At 56.6% G+C, this 22,585-nt stretch carries 21 protein-coding genes; 3 read left to right on the top strand and 18 right to left on the bottom strand.

The window, feature by feature from the left end; translation table 11 throughout:
* Positions 1-9 precede the first annotated feature (9 nt).
* The 9 genes from ACR0CE_RS16575 to ACR0CE_RS16535 all read right to left on the bottom strand — a co-directional run bounded on the left by ACR0CE_RS16575 (position 10) and on the right by ACR0CE_RS16535 (position 10,949).
* On the bottom strand, positions 10-1,278 hold the full coding sequence (locus ACR0CE_RS16575) for an ABC transporter permease (RefSeq protein WP_480588610.1): 1,269 nt from the start codon (positions 1,276-1,278) through the stop codon (positions 10-12).
* On the bottom strand, positions 1,275-2,195 hold the full coding sequence (locus ACR0CE_RS16570) for an ABC transporter permease (protein ID WP_209597330.1): 921 nt from the start codon (positions 2,193-2,195) through the stop codon (positions 1,275-1,277). Before ACR0CE_RS16570 ends, ACR0CE_RS16575 begins: the two co-directional genes overlap by 4 nt.
* 12 nt (positions 2,196-2,207) lie before the next feature.
* Positions 2,208-3,320 carry an ABC transporter ATP-binding protein gene (locus tag ACR0CE_RS16565; RefSeq protein WP_480487392.1) on the bottom strand — a complete coding sequence of 371 codons (1,113 nt, stop codon included), beginning with the start codon at positions 3,318-3,320 and terminating at the stop codon, positions 2,208-2,210.
* A gap of 116 nt (positions 3,321-3,436) precedes the next feature.
* The gene (locus ACR0CE_RS16560) at positions 3,437-4,561 is read right to left on the bottom strand and encodes an extracellular solute-binding protein (protein ID WP_209507630.1); all 1,125 of its coding nucleotides are present in this window, start codon (positions 4,559-4,561) and stop codon (positions 3,437-3,439) included.
* 125 nt (positions 4,562-4,686) lie between these two features.
* Positions 4,687-6,672 (bottom strand): beta-galactosidase, encoded by a 1,986-nt coding sequence (locus ACR0CE_RS16555; RefSeq protein ID WP_480833221.1) that lies wholly within the window; start codon positions 6,670-6,672, stop codon positions 4,687-4,689.
* A complete protein-coding gene (locus ACR0CE_RS16550; RefSeq protein WP_480833220.1) occupies positions 6,669-8,315 on the bottom strand; it encodes an amino acid ABC transporter permease in 1,647 nt (548 codons plus the stop codon). The genes ACR0CE_RS16555 and ACR0CE_RS16550 overlap by 4 nt, the downstream gene beginning before the upstream one ends.
* A 66-nt stretch (positions 8,316-8,381) precedes the next feature.
* The gene (locus tag ACR0CE_RS16545; protein ID WP_480588615.1) at positions 8,382-9,131 is read right to left on the bottom strand and encodes a basic amino acid ABC transporter substrate-binding protein; all 750 of its coding nucleotides are present in this window, start codon (positions 9,129-9,131) and stop codon (positions 8,382-8,384) included.
* Between the two features lie 22 nt (positions 9,132-9,153).
* Positions 9,154-10,200, bottom strand: coding sequence for a LacI family DNA-binding transcriptional regulator (locus ACR0CE_RS16540; RefSeq protein WP_480833219.1), 1,047 nt, complete (start codon positions 10,198-10,200; stop codon positions 9,154-9,156).
* On the bottom strand, positions 10,200-10,949 hold the full coding sequence (locus ACR0CE_RS16535) for a sugar phosphate isomerase/epimerase family protein (protein WP_480560236.1): 750 nt from the start codon (positions 10,947-10,949) through the stop codon (positions 10,200-10,202). Before ACR0CE_RS16535 ends, ACR0CE_RS16540 begins: the two co-directional genes overlap by 1 nt.
* A 62-nt stretch (positions 10,950-11,011) precedes the next feature.
* On the opposite strand from ACR0CE_RS16535, the gene ACR0CE_RS16530 reads away from it, so the two are divergent.
* From ACR0CE_RS16530 to ACR0CE_RS16520, 3 genes are all read left to right on the top strand, one after another.
* Positions 11,012-11,299 (top strand): family 1 glycosylhydrolase, encoded by a 288-nt coding sequence (locus ACR0CE_RS16530; RefSeq protein ID WP_480833218.1) that lies wholly within the window; start codon positions 11,012-11,014, stop codon positions 11,297-11,299.
* Positions 11,300-11,390: 91 nt separating this feature from the next.
* Positions 11,391-12,440, top strand: a complete 1,050-nt coding sequence (locus ACR0CE_RS16525; protein ID WP_480833217.1) for a glucokinase — start codon at positions 11,391-11,393, stop codon at positions 12,438-12,440.
* Positions 12,441-12,479: 39 nt separating this feature from the next.
* On the top strand, positions 12,480-13,406 hold the full coding sequence (locus ACR0CE_RS16520; protein WP_480833216.1) for a carbohydrate kinase family protein: 927 nt from the start codon (positions 12,480-12,482) through the stop codon (positions 13,404-13,406).
* Between the two features lie 124 nt (positions 13,407-13,530).
* Here the strand turns inward: ACR0CE_RS16520 and ACR0CE_RS16515 are convergent, their stop codons facing one another.
* From ACR0CE_RS16515 to nadA, 9 genes are all read right to left on the bottom strand, one after another.
* A complete protein-coding gene (locus ACR0CE_RS16515; RefSeq protein ID WP_480487374.1) occupies positions 13,531-14,286 on the bottom strand; it encodes a methyltransferase domain-containing protein in 756 nt (251 codons plus the stop codon).
* Positions 14,283-14,903, bottom strand: coding sequence for a pimeloyl-ACP methyl esterase BioG family protein (locus tag ACR0CE_RS16510; RefSeq protein WP_480487372.1), 621 nt, complete (start codon positions 14,901-14,903; stop codon positions 14,283-14,285). Before ACR0CE_RS16510 ends, ACR0CE_RS16515 begins: the two co-directional genes overlap by 4 nt.
* Positions 14,900-16,186 (bottom strand): adenosylmethionine--8-amino-7-oxononanoate transaminase, encoded by a 1,287-nt coding sequence (gene bioA / locus ACR0CE_RS16505; protein ID WP_480833215.1) that lies wholly within the window; start codon positions 16,184-16,186, stop codon positions 14,900-14,902. Before bioA ends, ACR0CE_RS16510 begins: the two co-directional genes overlap by 4 nt.
* Entirely contained in the window at positions 16,183-16,803 is a 621-nt protein-coding gene (bioD, locus tag ACR0CE_RS16500) for a dethiobiotin synthase (RefSeq protein ID WP_480487368.1), read from the bottom strand. Before bioD ends, bioA begins: the two co-directional genes overlap by 4 nt.
* Entirely contained in the window at positions 16,800-17,933 is a 1,134-nt protein-coding gene (locus ACR0CE_RS16495; protein WP_480539100.1) for an 8-amino-7-oxononanoate synthase, read from the bottom strand. Before ACR0CE_RS16495 ends, bioD begins: the two co-directional genes overlap by 4 nt.
* Positions 17,930-18,910, bottom strand: a complete 981-nt coding sequence (gene bioB / locus ACR0CE_RS16490; RefSeq protein WP_209507670.1) for a biotin synthase BioB — start codon at positions 18,908-18,910, stop codon at positions 17,930-17,932. The genes ACR0CE_RS16495 and bioB overlap by 4 nt, the downstream gene beginning before the upstream one ends.
* Before the next feature lie 114 nt (positions 18,911-19,024).
* Positions 19,025-19,873 (bottom strand): carboxylating nicotinate-nucleotide diphosphorylase, encoded by an 849-nt coding sequence (gene nadC, locus ACR0CE_RS16485; protein WP_480833214.1) that lies wholly within the window; start codon positions 19,871-19,873, stop codon positions 19,025-19,027.
* The gene (locus ACR0CE_RS16480) at positions 19,870-21,438 is read right to left on the bottom strand and encodes an L-aspartate oxidase (RefSeq protein ID WP_480833213.1); all 1,569 of its coding nucleotides are present in this window, start codon (positions 21,436-21,438) and stop codon (positions 19,870-19,872) included. Before ACR0CE_RS16480 ends, nadC begins: the two co-directional genes overlap by 4 nt.
* A 6-nt stretch (positions 21,439-21,444) precedes the next feature.
* The gene (gene nadA / locus ACR0CE_RS16475; protein WP_480833212.1) at positions 21,445-22,494 is read right to left on the bottom strand and encodes a quinolinate synthase NadA; all 1,050 of its coding nucleotides are present in this window, start codon (positions 22,492-22,494) and stop codon (positions 21,445-21,447) included.
* Positions 22,495-22,585 lie beyond the last annotated feature (91 nt).

Below are 22,585 nucleotides of genomic sequence, written 5' to 3'. Positions count from 1 at the left end.
GCACAGCGATTAGTCGCTTTTCAGGCTGTTGGGGTCAAACACCCCTCCGAAACCGCTGTTGTTGGATGGCTCACTCTCGGATTCGGAAGCACCTTCGTTGCTTTCATTCTCGCTGCCATCCAGCGAGTTCGGAGCGAAGACATTACCAAAACCGCTGTTATTCGACGGCTTTGGCGCGGTTTGGGCATCACCCTGCCCGGCTTTTTCCGCCTCCTGCTGTTTGCGGCGTTCCTCACGCTGCTTGCGCAGCTCCTGAATGCGTTGTTCCGCTTCCAGCTGCTTTTGCTCGCGAACATCGGCAATGCATTGCGCCGGACTGTAGGTCGCCGCTGTGCCAATAACGGTGATCGTTACAACCGCAAATGCGACCAACAACACGGCGGCCATGTTACCGGCAAAGAAACTTGGCAGCTTGATCTTGCCAGCCAGTTCCTCGACCGTTGCGTTCTTACGCGCCGCTGCCACCAGTTCCTGACGTTTCAGCTTAGCTTCGTTCAACAGAGCGAAGAAAACCGTCAGCGCAACGATAATGAATGCCAGCGCCGAGATCGCGGGTGTGATGCCGTAGCGGACCTTCTGAGCCAGCTCAATCGTCAGCGTCGGGTATTCACCAAAGGTGAAAGTGGTGGTGTTGTAGTTCTCGAACGAGGCCAAGAATGCCAAAACCGCCGCCGAAGCAATCGCCGGGCGCATGAAGGGCAGCAGGATCTTGCGGAAAGCCTGAGCGTGGCTGGCCCCAAGGTCCAGTGCCGCCTCGGTCAAGGCAACATCATACCGTTGCAACCGCGCCACTAGCACCAGCATGCAGTAACTGGCGATGAAGGTAGATTGGCCGATCACCGTCAGGAAGATGCCGTTTGACAGAAAGCTGTCTGCACCCAGCCCCAGCATCCGGTTGATCCGGTCCCAGAAGACCAGCGTCGAGATACCAAGTACCACACCGGGGATCAGGATCGGAGCGATGATGACAGTATAGTAGGTCGCGCGAAGCTTCGGCCAGATCTGGGTCAGCATCAGCGCGCCTGCCAAACCCATCGCCACGGACAGAATCACTGTGCCAATTCCGATGATCAGCGAGTTTTTGATACCGTTCAGGATACGCTGATCCTGAAACAGTTCGCCAAACCATTGGAATGTCAGACATTCCCATGGGCTCATCCGGGGGAAGCCGGACGAGTTGAACGCGGTGATCGACATGATCACAAGCGGGCCCAGCAGATACAGGAAGAAGATCGCCAGATAGACCCAGATGCTTATACGGAGGAAGGAATTGTTCATTTCCCGATATCCCCCATGTTCACTTTGAACAGGCGCATCATGGCCAGCACGAACAGAATACAAGTGACCAGCAGAACGATTGCGTAGGCGGCGCCCTGTGGCCAGTCGTTGTTGTCATTGAATTGCTGATAGATCAGTTGTGTGAACCACAAACTGGACGGCCCGCCCAGAATTTGCGGCGCAGCCAACGCACCGGCGGACAACATGAAGACCATGGTACAGCCCGAGCTGATCCCCGGCTTGGCATAAGGAATGACCACACGCCAATGAATCCGCCACCAGGGCGCACCAAGGTCGCGTGCTGCTTCGATCTGGTTTTTGTCCAGACTTTCAATCACGTTATACATCGGGAAAATCATCAGCAGAATGTAGGCATATCCCAGGCCCGCATAGAGCGCGATGTCATTGCGAATGAAGTCGAACGGCGTATCCCAGATGCCCAGTCCCGTGAACAACGTGTTCAACACACCTGTTTCCCCAAAGATGATGCGCAGCGCAAAGGCGCGCAGGATTTCGTTGATCCAGTAAGGGATGATCAGCATGATCGCAAAGATACGAATATGGCTACCTTCAGCCTGACCCAGGTAATAGGCAATCGGATAGCAGATGATCAGGTTGAAAACCGTCACAAAAACCGCAGCCACAAGAGTTCGGAAAAACACCCTCAGATCAACGGTGTTGTAGTCCTGACTGCCGCCTTCAGGGCCATAGATCAGATACTTGTAGTTCTCCAGCGTATATACGTCTTTGGGTCCGCCGATCTCTGGCGGCGGCAGGTTCGGACGGAACGAGAAGTCCAACATCGACAGCTGCGGAAGGATGATCAGGCCGATGGTCCAGAACAGAACCAGACCCAGGATCGCCACTCCCATGCCGGTGCCGTTGCGATTGAAGAAGTCTTTCAGAAACTGGGGCATGAGTTACTCCCCTTATTCTGCAGCCAGTTCACCCGCAGGAACGATGACGGCATTATGCGTCTTGTATTCCAACGTGATGTTCTGTCCGGTGTGGTCCTCGAAGGATTGTCCATGGTTCGGGATCGACACCTTGATCTCTTTTCCGCCTTCACCTTCGGTAAAGATATTGAAGACGTTGCCTTCGAATTCTTCGTGGTTGACCCGCGCGGTAACAAAATGGTCACCCGAAGCCCCCTCGGGCGCAATGGCGAAGGCTTCGGGACGAATGAACATCATCGCACTATCGCCTTCTTTCATCTTGCCTTGGTTGGCGGTCGATATCCGTGCAACCAGGTCGCCCGAGCGGTTGGTCGAGATCAGCGCCTCGTTGCCCATGACCTGTTTGATCTTGCCACGGAAAACGTTGTTTTCGCCGACAAATGAGGCCGCGAAAGCCGTGTTGGGATCGTTGTAGATGGTTTTACCGTCGGCAATCTGGTCAATCACACCTGCACGCATGACGGCGATATTGTCTGACATGGTCAGTGCCTCGCCCTGGTCGTGTGTGATGTAGATAAAGGTAATGCCCACCCGCTGCTGTATCTCACGCAGTTCCGTTCGCATGTGCTGGCGCAGTTTGAGGTCAAGTGCCGACAAAGGTTCATCAAGAAGCAGAACATCCGGCTCGGCGCAAAGGGCGCGAGCGATGGCCACTCGCTGACGCTGACCCCCAGACAATTCGCTGGGAAGTTTGTCGCCTTGCCCCGGCAGCGCGATCATGTCCAAAAGCTCATCAGCGCGCTTGCGCCGTTCGGCGCTGCTGGCACCTTTGATTTCCATCGAGAACGTGATGTTCTCCCAGACCTTCATCAAGGGAAACAACGCCAGGTTCTGAAAGATCAGAGCAGTGGGGCGTTTGTTAGGTCCGATGCCCCGCATGTTCTTGCCGCCGATCAGGACATTGCCTTCGCTAGGCTCGAGAAAGCCGGAAACAGCCCTTAAGATCGTTGTTTTTCCGCAACCCGAGGGCCCGAGGAACGAAAAGAAATCGCCCCCGTTTATATTGACGTTTGCATCGCGCACGGCGACGAAGTCACCGAAGCGGATCCACAGGTTTTCCAGATCGACTCCGACCCCTGCACTCATTTTTGGTATCTCCCTGAGGTGCGTGCTGTCACCACACCACATAGCTTTCCGTTACGCCGGAGCGGCGCACAGATTGTTGCCCCCCGCAGAACGCGAGGGGCATGGTTTCAGATCGCTTATGCGCTCTTGAACTTGTTGACGAACTCGGTCCGCGTTTCAGCATACCACGGTGCTTCGGCCGGCCACGGGTTGAGGTTGGCCAGCGAGTCGCCCGGATAGGCCTCGGCAAAGTTCTTCTTGTAAGTGTCGCCAGAATACTGGTCAGCCCCCAGAACAGGAGAGTTGTACCCGTGGCTGTCGATGGCAACACCGGCAGGTTTGGCCTGATAGGCGAAGTCGATGAAGGCATAGATCTGGTCGATATTCGCCGCGCCGGATGGAATCGACATCCCGTCAACCCATGCCATCGCCCCTTCGATAGGCGCCTGATAGTGCACCGGTTCACCAGCCGATTTCAGTGCCAGTGGTGGGCCGTCCCAGGTTTGACCGACAACAACACCTTCGTTCAGAAGGCCGTTCTTCTGCGTGTCGGCGTCGTTCCAGATCAGCTTGATGCGATCCTTACGTGCAATGCACCAGTCGGTGATCTGACCCCAGACCTTGCGCATGGTTTCTTCATCGCCATATGCGGCCCAGACCGAACCCGGTTCCATCTCGCCGGAACGCTCCATGTAGAGACCAGCGCCAAGCATCATCGAATGCGCGCGGCCCATGGTCTTGCCTGCGTTTTCTTCCGACCAGACGTCGCCATAGGATGGTGCGTCCCCAGCTGGCAGCCACAAGTCGGTGCGGTATGCAATACCTTCGGTGCCCCAGATATGCGGCAACCAGTGGACCCCGGCGCCGCCAAAGTTCCAAGCATCCGTACCGATTTTGGCCATGGCAGGGTTCACCAAGTCGACCGGAACCTTGTTCATGTCAAAGGGCTGCAACAGCTCCAGAGGCTCCCACTGCAACGAGCGGTTGTTGGTCGGTGAGACGATGTCAAAGCCCTGACCTTTGGTTGCCTTCATCTTGTTGATGATTTCTTCGTTTGAGCCGATCCCGGTGTAGTTCACCTTGATGCCAGTAAGGGTCTCAAACTCTTCGATAAAGCTGGGCGGCAGGTAATCCGACCACATCAGGATGTTGATTTCACCGGACGACGCCAGTGCGCTCTTGCTATAAAGAGGCGCGGCAAGTGCCGCGGCACCCGCTCCTTTCAAAACAGTGCGTCTGGAAAGTGATGACTTGGTAACCATTAGTGTTCTCCCGTTGTTGGACTCGATTTTTTTGTTTTCTATTCATAGGACTTTCTGCGCCCATCCGTCAGTCCAAAAGTGACAGTTTTCGAAATTCTTATGTCCAGTTTCACGATTTGACACGTCTAAGCTGAATTATGAGGCGCCGCATTCTCCCGCCAAACGGTAACGTCCCTTGGTTTGACCGGATCTGAACCAAGCAGAATTTGACGTGCACGACCAACAGGCAAAGGCTTTGAAACGTCACTGAAGTTGAACGCGTAGTAGGTCGAGCCGCGTTGGGTTATGCGCAAATCGGGATCACAAGGCGTTGCATTTATCCCAGCCCAGTTCAGTACTTCACCGACAATCGCTTGCAAAAGCTCATTACGCGGAACCATTGCCAGATAGGTCGTGCGGTCAGAACGGATGACCGCCGGGCTGGCATCGCAATAAGCGCTCTTGAAGCGGGCCAAAACGTGCTCTTTGGTTTCGACGATTTCACGCCAGCCCGTGAATTCGAATTGCCGACCATCGGGAAGAATCACAGCCTCCTGCGCAAGTGAAGGGAGTGATTCGACGCGCGTGACACGGATACCTGTTAACTTTGCCAATTCGCCCGGAGCCAGATTTGAAGGCGTGTTCATCCCGGACGTCTTGCTGCCGGAACGGGCGCCTATCAGTATCTTGGCTCCCGAAGCGTCAAGCTTGTCTGCAAGGTCAGCCGTCACGATCATGCTTTGCGGTAATACGATGAGGGCATAGCCGCTCAGTTCATCTTCAGGGCCAACAAAATCAAGATCGACCCCAAAACCACGAATAGCAGTGTGCCACTCGCGAAAAATCTGGACATTGGGGAAATCCCTGTCATGCGGCAGAATATCCGCCGCCCAGATCGAGGTATAATCCAGCAGCATTGCAACCCGTGCTTTTGCCCGTCTCTCGGGCGGCAACGTTGCGCGATCCTTCACGATCTGGGCCAATTCAACAGCGGCCTGATCCAGGCTGCCATCCGACCGCAATATCGCAGTATGGTATTGCTCTTGCGCAGATTTTGCCTGCCTCCAGCGAAAAAACATCACGGCTTGCGCGCCGTGTGCATAGGCCGCCCAAGTCCAAAGCCGAATCATCCCCTCTGCCGGAGACGGATTCTTATCGGCCCAATCTACCGGACCCGGCTGCTGTTCCAGAACCCACATCCGACCGCGCCCCTGACTGCGATATAAATCACAATGAAATCCCTGATAGTCCGGTGCGCCGGTGCGCAGATAACGGCGCTTTTCTTCATCCGAAAGGGAAGAGCCCAATAGGTTCCCCAGCGGGTAACTGTCGAACCCGACAATATCCAGATCAGCAGCCACGACGTGGTGATCGAACTCGAAACTGCCTGCCATAAAGTTATGGGTGATATCCCGGCCCGGCGCATATTTGCGCAGAACATCCACCTGCGTTTTGTTGAACAGCCGAACCCGCTCTGAAGAATAGCGCGCGAAATCCAGCGCGTGGGCTGGATTGGGCATGGCGACCAGCCCGTTGGGCAGTTCGATCTGACCAAACCGTGAGTAAAGCGACCCCCAGAAAACGGTTCCCCACGCGTCGTTCAATACGTTGATTGCACCATATCGTTCCTCCAACCAGTTCTGAAAACCAGTCCGCGCGGCATCGGAATAGCTGAGAACTGTATCGTGGTCGTTATACTCATTGTCGATCTGCCACGCTTGTACATACGAATTCTGACCATATCTGCGAGCGTATTCGGTTGCGATCCTTTGCGCCTCGGTCAGATAAACCTCACTGGAAAAACAATAATGCCTGCGCGAACCGAACCCTCTGACCCGACCATCCGGCCCTACAGGCAGGATTTCGGGGTACTCATCGATCAACCATTTTGGGGGGGCGGCTGTTGGGGTGGACATCATGACCCGCAGACCGGCTTGCCCCAAAATCTCAATCACCTCATCCAGCCAGCCCCAGTGGAACTGACCGCGCGCGGGTTCGATCAGGCCCCAGGTGAATTCAGCAATCCGCACCCAATCCAACCCCATATCTGCCATTCGGGCAGCATCGTCTCGCCATTGCAAAGGGTCCCACTGTTCGGGGTAGTAACAAACCCCAAGTTCCAGCGCGCTCATCGTGTGTCCTTTGCCGTGCGTCGTTCGATCCACTTCAGGAAACTGGCGCAGCCGAGTGTGAGAACGACATACAGGATTGCTGCCGTGTTGAAGGGGGCAAAGGGCAAAAAGCTAGCCGCCTGAAATTCTCGCATCCTCTGGGTCATGTCGCGGACGGACAGGATTGACAGCAATGACGTGTCCTTGATCATCGCGATAAACTCATTGCCAAGCGGTGGAGTTACAATCCGCAGGGCTTGCGGCAGAACGATAAGCCGCGCCGTATGCCATCGCGACAAACCCAGAGAGCTGCCCGCTTCCAATTGGCCTTTTGGTATCGCCTCGATCCCGGATCGGAATATTTCGGCCATATAGGCGGAATAACCAACCGAGATCGCGATGATCCCCCGTGTCATATTGGTCATATCGATACCGCCGCCGGTAACATCCTTGACTGCGCCCGCCAGCGGCAAACCGATATAAAGAATGATCACCAGCATCGGAATGCCACGTATCGTATCCACGAAAAACTCGGCCCCGACCGCAAGCGGATGCAGCTTATGCTGAGCCCCGCCGATGGTCAGTGTCAGCAACAAAAACCCGAGCACGGCAAATGCCAGGGCTGGATTGCGGTACTTGTCGGGTAGAAATCTTGTTTGCCACAGGACCGGATAACCTTGCGAATGCGCCTCCTCCGGGATAAAAGCGCCCGAGACACTGTCGACCGTTTCGATTTGTTCAAGCGCGGCAGTGGCATCGGTTGCGCTGCGGATGCGATACTGCTGACCGCCGGCCCCATCGAACTCGCCAAACCGGATAATGTCAGCCTGCGCCTGCGGCGTGCCGCGCACAACCGCGATACGCCCCTCGGTGCTGCCCACCAGAACAAAGCTGACCTGCGGCTGCATGAAGAAAAAGGCCGAGGCTGCCAGCAATGCCAAACTGATCGAACCATAGACGACCGTAGTACGCGCCTTTGGTTTAAACGATTGCAACCCGACCCAGACCAAACCAAGAATGGCCGCGAAGATATAGGCAAAAATGGCCGCACGGAATGTAATGGCCACCCCGGTTGCGAACTGCCAATGAGCCATGAACATGAGATAAAACAGAACCGCGCCCGTGAGACACTCCAACCCCAACAAGACGCGCCTGCGCCAGGGCGGCTGCAAACGTGCCGAAATCAGGCATAGTGCGACGACAGCCGCGTAAACTGTGAGGAAAACTTGTAGTCCCGACTGAACCTTGGCGATCACGTCCGGAAACAGTACCCAGGTCTGACTGGATCGATCGATAAGGGGTGAGGTGTTTTCGCTGAGCGCATGAAAGAAGACCGACTCGGCAAATGGCATCAGAAGCTGCGGAGAAACAAAGCTGATGACCAAAAGCACCGCAGCAGCCGGTAACGCAGCAAGCGCGCAGAGCCGCAACCAGCCGGGGGAGTTTTGTGAAAACCGCGCGTACCGGGCGCAAAGATATCCAAGGATCGCAACGGTCGAAATCAGCAGAAACCCTACAAAAATGGGCCCCGCGTCGATGCCGATCCCCAGAATTGCGACCAACGACCGCAAGTATTTTGAGGATGTAGCGAACAGGTAGATAATAAAGGGCGCTGCAGCGAGCAACACCAGGTTACTCGGGCGGATCGTGCTGAGGCGCGACATGGAAATTCTCCGCTAAAACAAGGCCCGGCGGTGCTGACCGCCGGACCAAAAAAGGGCGCTAATGGATCAGTTGGTGCCCCAGTATTTGGCCGTCAGCTCGTCCAGTGTTCCGTCCTCCTGTATGGCTTTCAGACCAGCGTTAATTGCATCCACTGTCGGATCACCTTCCTGAAACACGATGCCTAACGGGTCGGATTGCAGGCCTGTAATGCCAACAGTCAATTCGCCCGCAAATTCCTGTTCATAGGCCGCCGCCGAAGTGCCATCGATGATCACGCCCTGAACGTCCGCGTTCTGAAGCGCCAGAATGGCGGCCGAGAAGTTGTCGTAAAGGCTGACATTCTCGCGCCCGACAAGCTCTTCCGCCAATTGGGCGTTGGTCGTCGCAGTTTGCGCGGCCAGTTTCTGACCACCGGCTTTGAAATCCTCAAGTGTCATGTCAGCATTATCGACCTGCAACAGAATGGCCTGGCTGACAACGATGTAAGGCTCGGAAAAGTCCATGGTTTCTTCGCGTTCCGGTGTGATCGACACGCCCGAGATAACCAGATCGAACTCGCCCTGCTGAAGGGCCGCAAAGATACCGTCCCAGGCGGTGTTTACGAAGTTGGGAACGCAATTGACCTTTGCACAGATCGCATTCATCACATCGACGTCAAAGCCCACGATCTCTCCGGTTGTTTCATCCACGGTTTCCATCGGTGGATATGTCGCATCGGTTCCGATTTTCAGAACACGACCTTCCAGGTCAGCAGCAAAAGCCGCTGGAGCCATCAGTGTCGTGAGAGTGGCAGCGGCAAGTAGGTTTTTAATCATGTTCAGTTACTCCTTTGTTGGATCAGGTGGTCTGCGCCGCATCCGGCGCCGGGGTGTCAGGTTGTCGCTCGATCAATGTGGCCCTGATCTTTTTCTGAAGCTCGGACGGATCGACCCCGTCCAAAGCTTTCAACATGAACTCACCCAGCAGACGGCTTGTTTCAGCAATCGGCAAGTAATAAGTGCTGGGTGGCGGTACAAAATACTGGCTGAGCTTCAAGTCATCGTTCGAGATGACCACAACGTCCCTGCCAACCTGCACTCCGGCTTTGTCGGCAGCTGACAGCGCCCCAAGGGTTATGGCCTCATTGGCGCAGATGATGGCGCTCGGCGGTTTCGGCAACTGCATAAGCGTCGCAAATTTCTGCTGACCGGATTCCGCGGTGGTCGGGCCGGTGGAAACCAGTGCCGGATCGAACTCCACACCGCATTCTGACAGCGCATCAGCATAACCCCGGCGGCGTTGTTGCGCATAGATCAGGTCATCCGGCGGGTTTATCAAAGCGATGCGACGATGCCCCAGCGCAAGCAGCCGGGTCGTGGCATCATAGGCCGCTGCCTGACTGTCGAGATCCACATAAGGATGCGGTTGAGGGCTGTCGCTCATGCCGTATGTGACAAAAGGAAAGCCCTGCCCCTGCAGATACGCGACGCGTTCATCATGAACACGCGTGCCGGAAAAGATCACGCCATCAGCCTGCCCTTCCTGCACGATGGACTTCAACGTTTGCAGCGCGGCCTCGCCATCACATGCGCTGAATACGCTCAGCTGATAGCGTGATCCCATTAGTGCATTGGATATTCCGGCCAGAATTCGCGTAAACTCTACACCTTCCCACTCTTCCGCGGCATCGTTCGAAACACGGACCATAACCGCGATTCGATAGGATTTATTGGTGCGCAGCTTCAGGCCATCCAGATTTACCCGATATCCCAGATCCGATGCAACTTTCTGAATCTCTTCCCGGGTTTCCCGTTTTACCGATACGGAACCCCGCAAGGCATTCGAGACTGTGCCAACCGAATACCCGGTACTTCTGGCAATCGATTTAATCGTCGCCCGCGCCATCACCCAAACCCTGCCAGTTGTTCCGTCAAAAATGACCGACCCGTTTGCAGGGTGCGCACGTGATCATCGGTTTCGTCATGTTCGACAAACAGGTCCGTGCAGTTGGTCGAGGCAAGCGCGCGCAGGGTTGCGTGCCAGTCAACCACGCCTTCGCCCATATCGCGCCAGCGCGCGTCACCTGTTCCGCCTGCTGGGTCGATATCCTTTGCATGCACGGACAGGATTCGATTGGCGTGGCGGCGGATCGCGTCCGCCGGATTCAGACCAGCCGCAACCAGCCAACCGATATCTGGCTGCCAAAAGACGTCTCCGCCGGAAAGGATCAGATCAAGAGGTGTGTCGCCAGCCTCACCGATAAGATCAAAATCATGATTGTGATACGCAAGGCTGATACCATGATCTGTCAGTTGGTTTGCCCATTTGGACAACTGGCCCGACACCGCCCTCCATCCCTCTTCAGTGTCGGGCCGCACCTGGGGCGCCAGCCAAGGCATGACAGCCACCCGGCATTCCATTAGGTTTAATACTTCGACGATATCCGTAAATCGCCCTTCAAACTCTTCCCAATCAAAATGTGCTGACCGAACATTAAGGCCTGACCCGATAATAATGCCCGCCATCTGAGCGGGGGTCAGGCCATGCAAGCCGGTGGTTTCGACATCTGAATACCCGCAGTTCGCAACCAATTGCAGTTGATCTGCAAGATCACCGCATTGCCGCACTGTGTAGAGTTGGGCAGAAACTCGCATCCTTCACCATTGAAACGTTTCAATTAGGGTGAATTACGAGCTGCACCCTTGTCAAGCGCCGTATGGTTGCGATTTGTATGGCCAGCCCTGAGAAGGGGCTCCGAACCTTTGCCCAAAACCCAGATGGGGTGGGCAATCGAGCCTTTTTTTTCAACCGATTTCAGATCCAAACAATGAAGGGCTATACGAGCGGGCTACCAATCTGTATCACCGAAAACGGTATGGCGAGCGGGGAACGTCTTCAGAATGATGATCGTATGGATTATCTCAACCGACACCTGGCTGCCGTAAGGGACGCTTTGGCACAAGATGTTCCGGTAAAGGGCTGTTTTGTCTGGTCACTGCTGTGACAAATGCGATTGGGCCTTCGGATGTGGAAAAAGGTTTGGACTGGTGGACGTGAATTTTGAAACGCTTGAGAGAACACCCAAAGCGTCTTTCATGGCGCTCAAGTCTGCCCTTTCCGGGGGTCAGAACGTCTCTCAGCCGTTAGCGCAACCATCCAGTGCAGTGCATGAGCATTGGAATCTGGTTGCCGACATAGGAGGCACCAACACGCGGCTGGGAGTGGTAACGAACGGAGAGCTGACAGACCTTCGCAAGCGCCCGACGGGGACACTGGAAGATCTGCTGGAAGCGTTTCACGCGCTTAGGGATGAAATCGGAACAAATCCACAGGCGGTCGTGGCGGCGGGTGCGGGCCCTGTCCGGAACGGCACGATTCGGCTGACAAATGCCAATCTGGACCTGTCCGAGGCCGAATTGGCAAAGGCCACTGGTGCCAGTCATACGTTTGTAATTAATGATTTCACCGCTGCAGCGTGGTCGGTGGCAGAAGTAACCCAGAAAGATGTTGCCGTCTTGCAAGGTCACGCGACACCGCCAGCAGGCACGCGATTGGTGGTGGGCCCCGGCACAGGGCTTGGCGTGGGGGCGTTGCTGTTTTCCGAGGGCCACTATCACACAGTCTCCGGCGAAGGTGGGCATGTGGGTCTGTATCCGCGTCACCGCGACGAAGTTGACATCTTTGAAGCAGCCCGCAGCATTGCGCCCGAGTGTTTCTTTGGTGACAGCCTCGCGCTGGAAGCTGAAATGTTCCTGAGCGGTACGGGCTTGCCTATCCTCTATCAGGCGATCGGGCTGGCGGCAGGCCATATACAGACCCCAACGCGCTCGGCGAAAGACATTCTGCTTGATGCCCGCGACCGTTCTGACCCAATCGCGGTACAGGCCGCTCGGATGTTCAACACCCATCTGGGGGCTTTGATGGGCGACATGGCTGTCACACTGATGCCTGCAGGCGGAGTGTTTCTTGTTGGCGGTGTCGCAGAAAAGAACCGCTGGTTATTCGGTGATGAGTTCAGAGAGGCGTTCAACGGCGGTGGCCGTTTCAGCGAACTGCGCCGCTCATTGAACCTGTATGTGTCCGAGCAAGCAGAATTCGGCATCATCGGGGCGAACAATTTCTGCAAGAACGCTTTGATGCGATAGCAAGTCTTCCTGACAAAAAATTCTGAAAAGGACTACGAAATGATCCTGTGCTGTGGTGAAGCCCTGATCGACATGATTTCCGAGCCGACAGCGTCGGGCGCACAAGGATTTGTACCGCACACAGGTGGGGCGATATTGAACACGGCGGTCGCAGTCGGTCGTCTGGGTGTTTCCGTCGGAATGCTGACCGGCGTGTCGTCTGACATGTTTGGCCAACAAATTACAAAGGCGCTGAATTCAAGCCATGTTGACACGTCACATGTGATTGTCTCTGACCGCCCCACGACCCTTGCCTTCGTACAGCTAAAAGACGGTCACGCCACTTACAGCTTTGTCGATGAAAACACCGCCGGACGAATGCTGCAACCCGAGGACATGCCGGAGCAGCTAACAGCCGTGTCCGCCCTGTATCTTGGGGGTATCAGTCTGGCGTGTGAACCCTGCGCGGATGCCTATGCTTCACTTCTGAATCGCCACGGAGCGGATCGCGCAGTGATGTTGGACCCGAATATCCGACCGGGATTCATCAAGGACCAGACCCGGTATCGGACCCGTCTGAACCGCATGATTGCGCAGTCCGATATTGTGAAGGTTTCAGACGAAGATCTTGACTGGATCATCCCGGGAGCCGAGCCCGAGGCCGCCAAAGCGTCTCTTTTGTTGCAGACCGGTCCGTCAGCCCTCATCGTGACCAGGGGTGGCGACGGAGCGAATGGGTACCTGGCCGACGGTTCCAAGGTTTCGGTTCCTGTGAAACCTGTTCAGGTTGTCGACACAATCGGCGCGGGCGACACGTTTAACGCTGGTGTTCTGACTGAACTCAGTCGCGCCGGGAATTTGACAAAGCAGGGGCTGCGCAATCTGACCTCCGAAAGCTTGCGGGCGGCCATGGCGTTGGGCGCAACTGTTGCCGCCGTAACAGTATCACGCGCCGGGGCAGAACCGCCCTGGGCACATGAGATTTGATTGCCTGCAAAAACCCGAAAAAATGAACTGGTGACAATCGCTTCAAGGCCGAGGGCCGTGGCTGCGGAGATTGCGACCGTCTGGCAGGCTCACAAATCACGTTAGGCCACGGCAGAATAAGCACCTATCGCTTCCGGGCAATGATCCACACGGGATGATATGTCAGTGAGACTCCGCGATCCGTGCCGAACTCCTTAGCGTATTCGTTTTCGAACCGAGCCAGCGTGGACTTGGTCCATGTCCCTTGCGCCCTGCCGTTTACACCTGTTCTTCGCAAATACCTAAGTACCTCGCGGGGCGTATCGAAATAGGTTTGCCTCAGGCTTTCACCAACGGCCAATATCTGCATCGGGCCGTCGACAGCCGCGGCAAGAGCAGCCGGAGTAGTAAGTCCCGGTGCACGGGCAGTTGATCCAATCTGACTAAGCTCTTGATATTGCTGAGGGCCAAAACCCGAAACCGCCAACCACCCGCCGGGCTCCAGCGCGTCCATCGCTTTGTGAAGCAATTGCAACGGGCTTTCCATCCATTGGATCATCGAAGCCGAGGCGATCAGATCAATCCGGGAAGGCCAGTGAACTTCACGTGCATCACCGGCAATGAACTTGGCCTGTTCCGCATCAGCCGTTGCCTGAGCCTGCGGCGCGATGTCGTTCAATATGAGGTTTGGCAGGTGAAATTTTTGTCGCATCAGACGGGTCAGATGCCCTGTGCCACATCCCAGCTCGAAGACAGTTTCAAAGCGGTCCGGGGCTCCGGCACGACGCAGTTCGGACACCAGCTTGCCTGCGACCCAGGCTTGCTGATTTGCCGTGTCGTGGTAGGTTTGAAAGCTTCGGCTAAAGCTCCGCTGCACCCTTTCTGCCAGTTGCGCTGTCATGATACCCAACTCGCCCAACTTTGCCCCCGTAGGAATGGTACGTGCGGCCCCGCCACATGCTCGACTCGGGCCGAGGTTGAGGCCCATGCCGTTTCTTGGGCCGATGTCGGAATGATCCGGTCGTTTGTGGGTATCCACACCCTGTCAAAACCCGGATCAGGGGCAGACCCACGTTGGATCACGGCAAATAGCTCCTGTTGCGACGCTGCGATGTCCAGTTCCGGGGGCTCGCCTGGCAACCCCGCACGGCGGCAGAACTTGGCGAAGCTGCGCTCGGAAAGCTGAGCCGCTGTTGCCTTGGTCATGTCAGGCGCAATGCCACGCTCCGGGCACGCCGGGTGCAAAGTGCCGCTGATGGCGATCAAACGGTCGGGACGAAACCCCGAGCACGCCAGCCAATGCGCAGCCGACGCGACACCAAAGGAAAAGGCCAGCATGTCTATGTGATCGAAACGGGAGAGATCGGGCAGGGGATCATCGAGGCTGGTGTAACCTTCCACCAACAGGATATTCCCGCCCCCCGCAAGACCCCGGAACGGAGCATCGCCCAATGCCCATCCACCGAACACAAGGGTCAGAGTACTGTCACCTGATCGCGCCAGCCAACGGCTTTTCATTTCTGCCCCCCAGCCAGAGCCAGCATCGCGGACGTTACCCTGCTCAGTTCGTCAGGTGAAATGACATAGGGGGGCATGCAATAAATATTGCGAGCGAACGGGCGCAGCCAAACACCGGTTTCCGCGGCCAATCCATGTGCGATGGAGGGGTCGACTCGCTCTTCCATCTCGATAACGCCGATTGCGCCAAGCACGCGCACATCTGCAACACCGGGCAGATTGCGCGCGGGGGCGAGTTCGACCTTCATCTGCTGCGAGAGTGATGCAACTTCCTGCTTCCAGTTTCGCTGTTGCAACTGGTCAAGGCTCGCCACCCCTGCCGAACAAGCCAAAGGGTTGGCCATGTAGGTGGGACCGTGCATCAAAACTCCGGCCTCACTTTCCCCGATCCCACGCGCGACAGCCTCGGTCGCGATAGTGGCGGCCAAGGTGATATGCCCACCGGTCAGCGCCTTACCAAGACACAGGATATCCGGAACCACCCCCGCGTGATCCATTGCAAACATTTCGCCGCTGCGTCCGAATCCAGTCGCGATTTCATCAAAGATCAGCAAAACGTCATGCGCATCACACAAAGCACGCGCCCCGCGCAACCATGCTGGGTGATAGAAATACATTCCACCCGCGCCCTGCACCACCGGTTCAAGGATCAGTGCGGCAATCCTGTTGCCTTTGTCGTTCAGCAACGCCTCTAGCGCCTCCAACCCGTTCTCGGATGGATTGTTGAGCCACACATCGCCGAACTGGATGTGAGGGCGTGGCAGAAAGTGCTGGATCGACAACGCACCGCGAAACAGACCATGCATCCCGTTGACGGGATCACAAACGCTCATCGCTTTCCATGTGTCGCCATGATAGCCACCCCGGATCGTGGCAAATTCAGACCGTTCGCCCCGGCCTTTGGCAATCTGGTACTGGACTGCCATCTTCAACGCGACTTCAATCGCGACCGAGCCGCTGTCGCTGTAGAAAATGCGATCCAGGCCATCTGGCAGAAGGTCGGCCAACCTGCGCCCGAGTTCCACGGCGGGTTCGTGGGTCAGACCGCCAAACATCACATGCGGCAGTGTATTCAGCTGCTTTTGCATCGCATCGATGATGGCCGGGTGCCTGTGCCCATGCACCGTACACCACCAGGACGACATTGCGTCGATCATTCTGATGCCATCTGCACGCGTCAGCCAGACACCTTCTGCCCCGGTAATCAGGTGCATCGGGCCGGGTTCAAGCACATGTGTATAAGGGTGCCACAGATGGCGCGCATCAAATTCCAACGGGGTCACAGGAACCTCCGAATGGTCGCCACATCGATTGCCGAAAATGCGCTGTTCAGGCGCTGCGGTGTCAGGTCGCTCAGAAATGGCAGGCGTCCCAGATGATGCACTTTACACATCTCGACGATGGTTTGCTCTACGTCCGGCACGGGGTCACCCACGAATACGACGCCGACAACCTCGCAGCCAGCAGCCCGAAGCGCCATTAGGGACAATGTGGTGTGGTTGATCGTTCCCAAGGCGGTGCGCGCAACAAGAACAACCGGAGCCTGCCATCCGGCAATCACGTCCAGAAAGAAGGACTGGCGGTTCAGCGGCACCATGAGGCCCCCTGCCCCTTCGACAACCAGAGGCCCGTCCACTTTCGGAATTTCAAGACGCGAGAGGTCAATCTCAACGCCCATGTCTTCGGCAGACAGATGCGGTGAGGCGGGCATGTTCAGCCGGTACGCTTCGGGCAGGACCTCGGCACCGCTCAGCGCGCTGACGGTTTCAGTGTCTGTAACATCCTCAAGACCAGACTGAACAGGTTTCCAGTACCGGGCCTGCAACGCTGCCGCCAGACCAGCCGAAAACACGGTTTTTCCAACACCTGTGTCGGTTCCGGTAACGATCAGCGCGCTCATGCGGCCTCCGACTGACAGATTGAGATAGTGGTGAACAAGGCCGTGATATCCTGAAGGGTGACATTTCCGGTAATCGAGACGCGCAAACGGGATGTGCCTTTTGGGACAGTGGGCGGGCGGATGCCCCGAACGTCAAAACCCTGCTGCTGCAAAGTGGCCGCCATCGCCATTGTGCGCTCGTCATCTCCCAGTACAACCGGGATGATCTGGCTGTTCAACGCGGCTGCGGGCAACCCCAGTTCCCGTGCGGTGTCATGGGCATGGCGCATACGTTCATGCGCGCCTTCAACCAGACTGACATCCTCGGCCAGTTCCCGTAGCGCAGCACGAACCAGAGCAGCGTTCAAAGGCGACGGAGCGGTCGCAAAGATGAAGGGACGAGCACGGTTGATCAGGGTATCTATCATCACGCGCGGACCGCAGATCAGCCCGCCTGAAACACCAAGCCCTTTACCACAGGTATGCAATGTTAGCAGATCAGCGTTCAGGTCATGCGCAAGACCCCGGCCTCGCTCTCCGAAAACGCCGGTGGCGTGGGCCTCATCAACAACCAAAACTGCATCAGCTTCGCGCGCAAGTACGGACAGGTCTTCCAGCGGCGGCAGGTCACCTTCCATGGAATACACGCTTTCGACCGCAATCCAGACCTGACCCGAACCGCCTGTAGATTGCCAGTCGCGCAATACGTTGCGTGCATCCGCAACATCATTGTGACGGAAGGCACGCAGATCCGCGCGGCTGGACCGCATACCTTCATGGGCGCTCGCGTGGACCAGCGCGTCATAAAGGACCAAATCCTCAGCCGCAGGCAACGTGGAGAAGATTGCCTGATTGGCCTGGAACCCGCCTCCCATGAACAGCGCGGCCTCAGCTCCAAAGAATGCGGCCGCTTCCTTTTCCAGTGCTTCATGTTCAGGGTGGTTGCCCCGCAACAGACGTGAACCTCCCGAACCTACAGGCACACCCCGCGACAGCGCATCATGTGCCGCGCGCTGTAACACTTGAGAACCGGCAAGACCCAGATAGTCATTCGACGCGAAATCCAGCCCTTGCGTCGGGATCAAGGCCCGGCGGCGGTGCCGGGCTTGAAGCGCATCAAGCATCGATTCCAGTCGGTTGACTGCTTTCATTCGGCAGCTTCCGTGCAGTTTCGCGTTTCGGCTTTTTCAGCTTGCAGGCCAAGTTTGGCAAACAGGACCGCGTCGGTGTCTTCTTCGGGGTTTTCTGCTGTCAGTAGCGTTTCGCCAACAAAGATCGAGTTGGCACCGGCGAAAAAGCACATCGCCTGCATCTCGTCACTCATGTCGCTGCGTCCGGCCGAAAGCCGCACATAGGACTTGGGCATCAGAATGCGGGCCGTTGCAATGATCCGCACAAAGTCGATCGGATCGATCGGCTCGGCGTCGGCAAGCGGGGTATCGGCCTGCGGCATCAACATATTGATCGGCACCGAGTCAGGTGGAGGCGTCATGTTGGCCAATGTCAGCAACATGTCGATACGGTCGCCAGTATGTTCACCCATCCCCAGAATGCCGCCCGAGCAAACCTTGATCCCGGCTTCCTGCACCCGGTTCATCGTATCGATCCGATCCGCAAAAGTACGGGTGGTGATGACTTCGGAGTAATAACGTTCCGAGGTGTCGATGTTGTGATTGTAATAGTCCAAACCGGCATCGCGCAGCTGCACCACCTGGGTGTCGTCGAGCATACCCAGCGTCATGCAGGTTTCCATACCCAGTTCCTTGACGCCCTCGACCATCGCGACCAGCGCATCCATATCGCGCGCCTTTGGCTCGCGCCACGCCGCCCCCATGCAAAACCGGGTCGCGCCGCCATCGCGGGCTTTTTTGGCCTCGGTCAGAACGCGCTGAACCTCGATCAGCTTCGACGCGGGCAAGGTTGATCCATTGCGGGCTGATTGCGAGCAATAGGCGCAATCCTCAGCGCAGCCACCAGTCTTGATCGACAATAGCTTCGAGGTCTGGATCTGGTTCGGATCAAAGTTTTCGCGATGCACGGTCTGCGCACGAAACAAAAGATCCATCAACGGAAGATCGTGAATAGCTTGCGCAGTTTTACGGGTCCAGCCGGAGTGTGGGATGATCATTTTATCTATAAAACTCTTTGCAGCTTGCGTTGCTGTGGATTTATTATCGATAAAACTTGAATACGCAACTGTGTTGGCGCAAACGATCTTAAATCAAGCGGAAATGCCGCGCCTTCAGAAATCGAGCCCCAGATCGACGGTGCGGGCAGAATGCGTCAAGGCACCGGACGAGATGTAATCCACCCCTGTCGCCGCGATCGATGCGACCCGTTCCAAGGTCACGTTGCCGCTGGCTTCAGTCTTCAACCGCCCGCCCACCATGGCAACCGCTTCGCGCAGCATGTCATTGTCCATGTTGTCCAGTAAAACAACCGAAGCCCCGCCAACGTCCAGCACTTCGGCAAGCTGGTCCAGTCGATCAACCTCAATCTCGACCGCCATCATGTGACTGACCTTTGCCTTAGCGGCTTCAAGAACCTTACGGATGCCGCCTGCCGCAGCAATGTGGTTGTCCTTGATCAGGATCGCATCTGACAAGGAATAGCGGTGGTTGAAACCGCCACCGTGCAGCACGGCCTGTTTTTCCACGATGCGCAGACCTGGCGTTGTCTTGCGTGTACAGGTCATACGGGCTGTTGTGCCGTTGGTCTGCTCCACAAATGCGGCTGTCATTGTGGCAATACCCGTCAGGCGACCGGCAAAGTTCAGAGCGACACGTTCGCCGGACAGGATCGATGCGGCAGAGCCCTTGATGGTCATCAGCGTATCACCGCGTGCGCAACGCGAACCATCCTTGAGCCGCACGTCAACCTCAAGCGACGGATCCACAAGCCGGAACGCGATTGCAGCAACTTGCATCCCCGACACGACAGCGTTTTCGCGTGCGTTCAGGCTGGCTGTATAGGTTGTTTCCTGAGGGATAACGGCGCGGGTTGTCACATCACCGTAGCTTCCCAGATCCTCCATCAGCGCAGCGCGGACCACGGGTTCCAGAATCAGATCCGGCAGGATTGCATATGTCATGACAGTTCCTCGCAGGCTTTGGCCCGAATGCTCATTGCTTCGGACAAATACATCCGGGACCGCTCTCCGGGCCCATCATTGGCTTTTGGAAAGTCGGATCGCTTGTGCGCACCGCGGCTTTCTTCGCGCTGCAAGGCTGCGGCAGCGATCAAGGTCGCGGTTGCACACATGTTGCGAAATGACGGGCAGGCATCGTGCTGCGCCTCCAACTGCGCTATAGTTTGCAGAGCACGGATTAGGCCCGCCCGGTCCCGGACAACGCCCACGTCGCGCGTCATGGTTTCGCGCAACTCCTGGATAGATTTTGTTGTGTCCGGGGACATTACCTGAACAAACTGCAATGCAACGGGGTCGGCATTTGACACCACCGGAACGGATGCCCCGATACTTTCGGCGCAGATGCGTGCAAAGACAAGCGCCTCAAGCAACCCGTTCGAGGCCAACCGGTTGGCACCGTGAAGGCCTGTCGAAGATGCCTCGCCGCAGACCCAAAGCCCGTCAAGTGTCGCGCGACCGTCAGTGTCGGTGGCAATACCGCCCATGTGATAATGCGCTGCCGGTGCGACCGGAATCGGTTCGTTGACCGGGTCGACGCCATTGCGCGTGCAGTATTCAGCAACTGCCGGGAACAGGTCCGTTATCTTCGAGCCCAATGCGGTGCGGGTGTCCAGCTTGGGTCGGTTACCTGCCTGCGCTTCGGCAAAAATTGCACGTGCGACGACGTCTCGCGGGGCGAGTTCTGCGTCCGGATGAACGGATAACATGAACCGCTCACCCTTATTGTTGATCAGGGTCGCCCCTTCGCCGCGCAATGCTTCGGTTGCCAGCGGAGCCGGATCTTCACCAACATCCATTGCCGTCGGATGAAACTGAACGAATTCGGCGTCAGCAATAAGTGCACCAGCACGCGCGGCCATCCCGATGACTTGCCCGCGAATGCGTGCCGGATTGGTCGTCAAGGCATACAGCCCGCCAGAGCCACCCCCGGCAAGCAATACGGCAGGCCCGCATAGCGTTACGGGCTCGGACTCTGTTTCAGATGCGTCCTGAACCGTGACGCCAGTCACCCGACCGTTTGATACGTCCAGCGCCGTGGCAAGGACACCTTCCAACACCTGAACCGAGGGTGTTTCATGCACCCGTTCGATCAGGGCAGCCATGATTTCACTACCTGCCTGATCCCCTTTCACCCGAACGACACGTGCGAAGCTATGCGCCGCTTCGCGTGACAACACATAACTGCCATCCTTGGTGCGATCGAATGGCGTGCCCAATGTCGTCAGGTCGAGGATATATTGCCGCGCCTCGCGCGTGACCAGATCAGCGACAGCCGGAACGACTATGCCCGCGCCAGCCTTGACGGTGTCCAAGCTGTGGCTTTCCGGGCTGTCGGACAAATCCATTGCTGCGGCCACACCGCCTTGTGCCCAAGAGGAACTAGCACCTTCACCCAAAACATCCGGCGAAATCACAACCACTGGCCGCGGCGCGAGCTTTAGTGCTGCATAAAGCGCACCAATGCCAGCCCCCACAATAATGACGCGATCCGTGGTGACTTTGGTCATTTCAGATCAAATGCCGAGCTTGCGGGACAGATCGATCATCGCCTGAACGGATTTGCGCGCCTTTTCAGCCACATCTTCGGCTACCTCGACCTGTCCTTCCATCGTGTGCAGGGCGTAGAGGATCTTTTCAAGCGTGATCTTCTTCATATACGGGCACATGTTGCATGGCCCTACAAATTCGACCTCGGGCAATTCATCGGCAATGTTGGATGCCATCGAACACTCGGTGATCAGCATCGCCTTTTTCGGCTTTTCATCATGCACGTATTTGATGATGCCGCTGGTCGAGCCGGAATAGTCTGCCTCGGCCACCACATCCGGCGGGCATTCAGGATGCGCGATAAGCCGTGTTCCCGGGTTCCATTCGCGGAAGTCGCGCAGGTCCTGTGCCGTGTATTGTTCATGCACAATGCAAGAGCCGGGCCAATACACCACGTTCTTGTGGCTTTGATTGGCAACATTTTGCGCCAGGTACTGATCCGGCGTCATGATGACCGTATCACTTTCCATGGCGTTGACGATCTGAAGCGCGTTCGAAGAGGTGCAGCAGATATCCGAAGCTGCTTTGACCTCGGCAGTGGTGTTTACATAGGACACAACCGGCGCGCCGGGGTATTTGGCGCGCATTTCGTCGATTCCCTCAGCGGTGATCGATTCTGCCAATGAACAACCGGCTTCCATGTCGGGCATCAGAACAGTCTTCTGAGGGCTGAGGATTTTCGATGTCTCGGCCATGAAATGAACACCGGCCTGAACGATCACATCTTCTTCGACTTCACTGGCCTTGATCGCAAGCTGCAAACTGTCCCCAACGAAATCGGACACACCGTGAAAAATCTCGGGTGTCATGTAATTGTGCCCAAGGATCACGGCGTTACGCTCTTTCTTGAGCGTATTGATGGCTCGCACGTAAGGCGCGTAGATTGCCCAATCTGGTGGGCTGACCACGCGATCCATGCGGGCAAACGTGTCTTTCATCTCATTGGCCAGTGCGGCCGATGGGGCAAGGTCATAAACGTCCGAAATCACCGAGCGGACATGTGCAATATCGAGCAACGGGTAGCCACCTTTGTCAGTTGCCTTCAACCCCACGGGGTTGTTGAACGGCTTAGCCCTAGCCGAAACAGCACCGGTTCGAAACCGGAAA

The organism is Ruegeria sp. L11 (assembly GCF_056531755.1).
This window is presented reverse-complemented; position numbering and strand designations above follow the sequence as displayed.